Consider the following 3,147-nt stretch of genomic DNA (forward strand, 5'->3'; position numbering starts at 1 on the left):
GGTGGTTACACCACAAAAATAGAGTGCGAACTTTTTGATGCATCACAAGAAGATGCGGCTGGAAACGTTGCAAACACAACACCAGACAAAGATGATACCCTTGACCCAAACGCTCCACCAAACGCATGCGACGAAGGCGAAGGCGTTATCCATATGGATGAGGAAGATAGATAAACAAAGCTATTTTATGATGATAAAAAGAAATACTATTTTTATTTTACTATTCCTAAAAATACAGCTAAACAGCGTTCAATTTCTACCATTTTATCTGCATGAATGGAACCGAAAGCTGGACTAACTTTTTCACATCTTACCGTCATAATCTTATCAATCATGACTTGCGAAGGTTTTTGCAAACCATTTTTAGCGTTTGGCTGAATCGTAATGCGGAGTAATGGCGCATCAACAAGTGTGCTAGTAATGGGTAAAACTGTTACACTTGTATGTTCACTGAATTGATTAGCTTGAATGATTAACGCAGGTCTTGGTTTACCAAAATCGCCTTGCATCGCTATTGTGACGAGAAATCCACGCATCATTCTGTCCAGCCATCAATATCCATTAAAGATTGATCCATCAACAACTGCATAGATGTATCTGTTTTATCCATTTTTGCGACTAAGCGACATTGGCGTCGGCACTCTTCTGCAAAGTTTGGTTGGCGAGTATCTGGTACCCAAATTTGCATTAAACGCAAACCTGCTTTTCTTTGTGCGTTGCGATGTTTTTGAACGCGTTCATTGACGTGCATTGTAGCCATAACAAAATCTCCATTATGTTTCATGTAACGTATAACATAGAAAAAAGTTACATGAAACGAAATTTTTAATAAAACACAATAATTACAATTTTAATCTATCAATCTTCTCCACCTTTTGTGGGGCTTTTTTATAGGAGCAATACATGAGAACAATATCACCAGAAGGGCTAGCACTGATTAAACAATGGGAAGGTTTACGTCTCAATGCCTATAAAGACGCCATTGGGGTGTGGACCATTGGTTATGGACATACAAACAATGCTGGAAAACCTTTTGTTCATAAAGGTATGGCAATCACTGAAAAACAAGCAGAAGAACTTCTTTGCCAAGACTTAAGACAATTTGAAAATGCCGTTGAACAAGCGTTCAATGCATTGATTTATAATGATAATTCACTGTTTTGTATGTTGAATGAGAGTCCCGAATAACGTAGGATTCTCTCATTTCAAATCTGTTTATCTTGAATCAATCAAAACCACTTACTTGCACGTCACAAGCGGGGTTGATGTGTGGGTAAAAACTATAGCAGAAAGGAGTGAAAATGGTTCTTATGAATCGTCTTAATGCAAGGGCTGTCGCAACATTGGGAGCTGGCAAATATAATGATGGTGCCGGCTTGCTTCTCCATAAGCGTAAAGATGGTGGTGCTCAATGGCTTTATCGTTATACCATTCATGGGCGGCGTCGCGAAATGGGCTTGGGTGCTTTAAGAGATGTCTCTTTAAAACAAGCCCGTGAATTGGCAACTGGGTGGCGGGCTGTTTTACGTGAAGGGCGTGACCCTATTAAAGAACGTAATAAACAAAAGCGTGAGGCAATAAGCAATCTCCATTACTTAAAAGATATTGCACTAGATACTTTTGAAACTCGTAAAGCTGAATTAAAAGGTGATGGTAAAAATGGTAAATGGTTTACACCTTTACGCCTTCATATTCTCCCTAAATTAGGCTGTTTACCCGTTTCAGAGATTACGCAAACAGAGATACGCAATACCCTTGCTCCCATTTGGCATACAAAAGCTGTAATTGCTCGAACAGCATTGATACGTCTTAATCTTTGTCTCAAACATGCGGCTGCATTAGGTGTAGATGTTGATTTACAAGCTGTAGAAAAAGCAAAAGCTCTCTTAGGAAAACAACGCCATAAGGTCACTAATAGACCAGCGATGGATTGGAGAGAGGTTCCGGCTTTTTATAAAACACTCTGTGAAGCATCAACCATAACACAACTGGCTTTGCGTTTGCTTATTCTGACAGGTGTTCGTACCAATCCTTTACGTCATATTCATAAAGATCAAATTGATGGGGATATATGGACCATACCTGCTGAAAATATGAAAGGCAAGCGTGATACAACAAAAGAATTTCGCGTGCCTTTATCAACTGAAGCATTAGACATTTTAAAACAAGCACGATTGCTTTCTCGTAATGATTTCTTTTTTTCTGCTAAAGGTCGCGGTCCCCTCGCTGAGAAGTGTATGGCTCAATATATGAGAGACAATAAACTTGAAGCCTGCCCGCATGGTTTTCGCTCTAGTTTACGCGATTGGCTAGCAGAAACAACCGATGCTCCCTATGAGGTCGCTGAAACTATTCTAAGTCATACAGTAGGAGGACAAGTAGAGCGCTCCTATCGTCGTACTGACTATCTAGAACAGCGCCGTGTCTATATGGAGAAATGGGCGGCTTATGTCACGGGTCAATCTTAAGATATGGGGTAATTTACCCCATGATCTGTGGATAACTTTAGCTCTCTTCTCTCTCATTCTCTCTCAATAAGAGTCATAAATTATCACATCAGAAATTGTATGATAAAATATTGTTTTATATAAATAAAATACCTTCAAAAATGAACCAAAATGTGGTTAATAAATGGTTATGATTTGTTACCATTTTTATAGTGAAAGGATTTTAATATGACAGAAAATGATATTCTTTTAACAGACCGTGAAAGTGCAAAATTGCTTCATATGAGTGTCTCAACTTTCCGCCGTCATGTTACCAATGGCTCTTTACCAAAACCTTTAAAATTTGGTTTTTTATCGCGTTGGTTACAATCAGATCTTTTGAATGTCATCGAGCAAGCAAAACAGCAACGTTATAACGACGCGGCATAAAAAGAAAACCTTGTCACATAAGGATGGACAAGGCTTTCTCAAGCTCATCAACCTGGAGCTTTATTTGGTGTAAATTCAAGGCTTTCTCTGCTGAAGCAAGACTTAAGGTTTGCATTCAAGTTGTTCTGAATGCTTTTTACAATAAGAGCTATTTAAGCGTCTCTCAACACTTCGCTGAGGCATGACAGCACCAAGACGACATATGGGAAGGTTGTCTGATTTATGGTTCTCACACCAATCTTGTATTGTAAAGCTAGGGCGAAAACCTGAT

General features: G+C 39.0%; 4 protein-coding genes and 2 pseudogenes. 4 read left to right on the forward strand and 2 right to left on the reverse strand.

The features are described from left to right. Positions 1-174 (forward strand): annotated as a pseudogene (locus ACFINS_RS09470) (late control protein); the annotation flags it as partial. 38 nt (positions 175-212) lie between these two features. Here the strand turns inward: ACFINS_RS09470 and ACFINS_RS09475 are convergent. Together ACFINS_RS09475 and ACFINS_RS09480 are read right to left on the reverse strand one after the other, a co-directional pair. After that, a complete protein-coding gene (locus ACFINS_RS09475; protein WP_375612371.1) occupies positions 213-536 on the reverse strand; it encodes a type II toxin-antitoxin system PemK/MazF family toxin in 324 nt (107 codons plus the stop codon). Then, positions 536-760, reverse strand: coding sequence for an antitoxin MazE family protein (locus ACFINS_RS09480; protein WP_012230987.1), 225 nt, complete (start codon positions 758-760; stop codon positions 536-538). The genes ACFINS_RS09475 and ACFINS_RS09480 overlap by 1 nt, the downstream gene beginning before the upstream one ends. A gap of 143 nt (positions 761-903) precedes the next feature. On the opposite strand from ACFINS_RS09480, the pseudogene ACFINS_RS09485 reads away from it, so the two are divergent. From ACFINS_RS09485 to ACFINS_RS09495, 3 genes and pseudogenes are all read left to right on the forward strand, one after another. Then, positions 904-1,149: pseudogene (locus tag ACFINS_RS09485) on the forward strand (lysozyme); the annotation flags it as partial. Between the two features lie 152 nt (positions 1,150-1,301). Next, on the forward strand, positions 1,302-2,468 hold the full coding sequence (locus ACFINS_RS09490; RefSeq protein WP_375651449.1) for a tyrosine-type recombinase/integrase: 1,167 nt from the start codon (positions 1,302-1,304) through the stop codon (positions 2,466-2,468). Between the two features lie 207 nt (positions 2,469-2,675). Continuing rightward, positions 2,676-2,876: an AlpA family transcriptional regulator gene (locus ACFINS_RS09495; protein WP_015856172.1), complete on the forward strand. Its 201-nt coding sequence runs from the start codon at positions 2,676-2,678 to the stop codon at positions 2,874-2,876. The last annotated feature ends 271 nt before the right edge of the window (positions 2,877-3,147 follow it).

It is taken from the genome of Bartonella sp. AA2SXKL (assembly GCF_042197205.1).
Classification (GTDB): Bacteria; Pseudomonadota; Alphaproteobacteria; order Rhizobiales; family Rhizobiaceae; genus Bartonella.

Excerpts from the sequence above, each read along its gene's own strand:
- ACFINS_RS09475 (WP_375612371.1), bottom strand. The coding sequence starts at position 536 with ATGCGTGGATTTCTCGTCACAATAGCGATGCAAGGCGATTTTGGTAAA.
- ACFINS_RS09480 (WP_012230987.1), bottom strand. The coding sequence starts at position 760 with ATGGCTACAATGCACGTCAATGAACGCGTTCAAAAACATCGCAACGCA.
- ACFINS_RS09490 (WP_375651449.1), top strand. The coding sequence starts at position 1,302 with ATGGTTCTTATGAATCGTCTTAATGCAAGGGCTGTCGCAACATTGGGA.
- ACFINS_RS09495 (WP_015856172.1), top strand. The coding sequence starts at position 2,676 with ATGACAGAAAATGATATTCTTTTAACAGACCGTGAAAGTGCAAAATTG.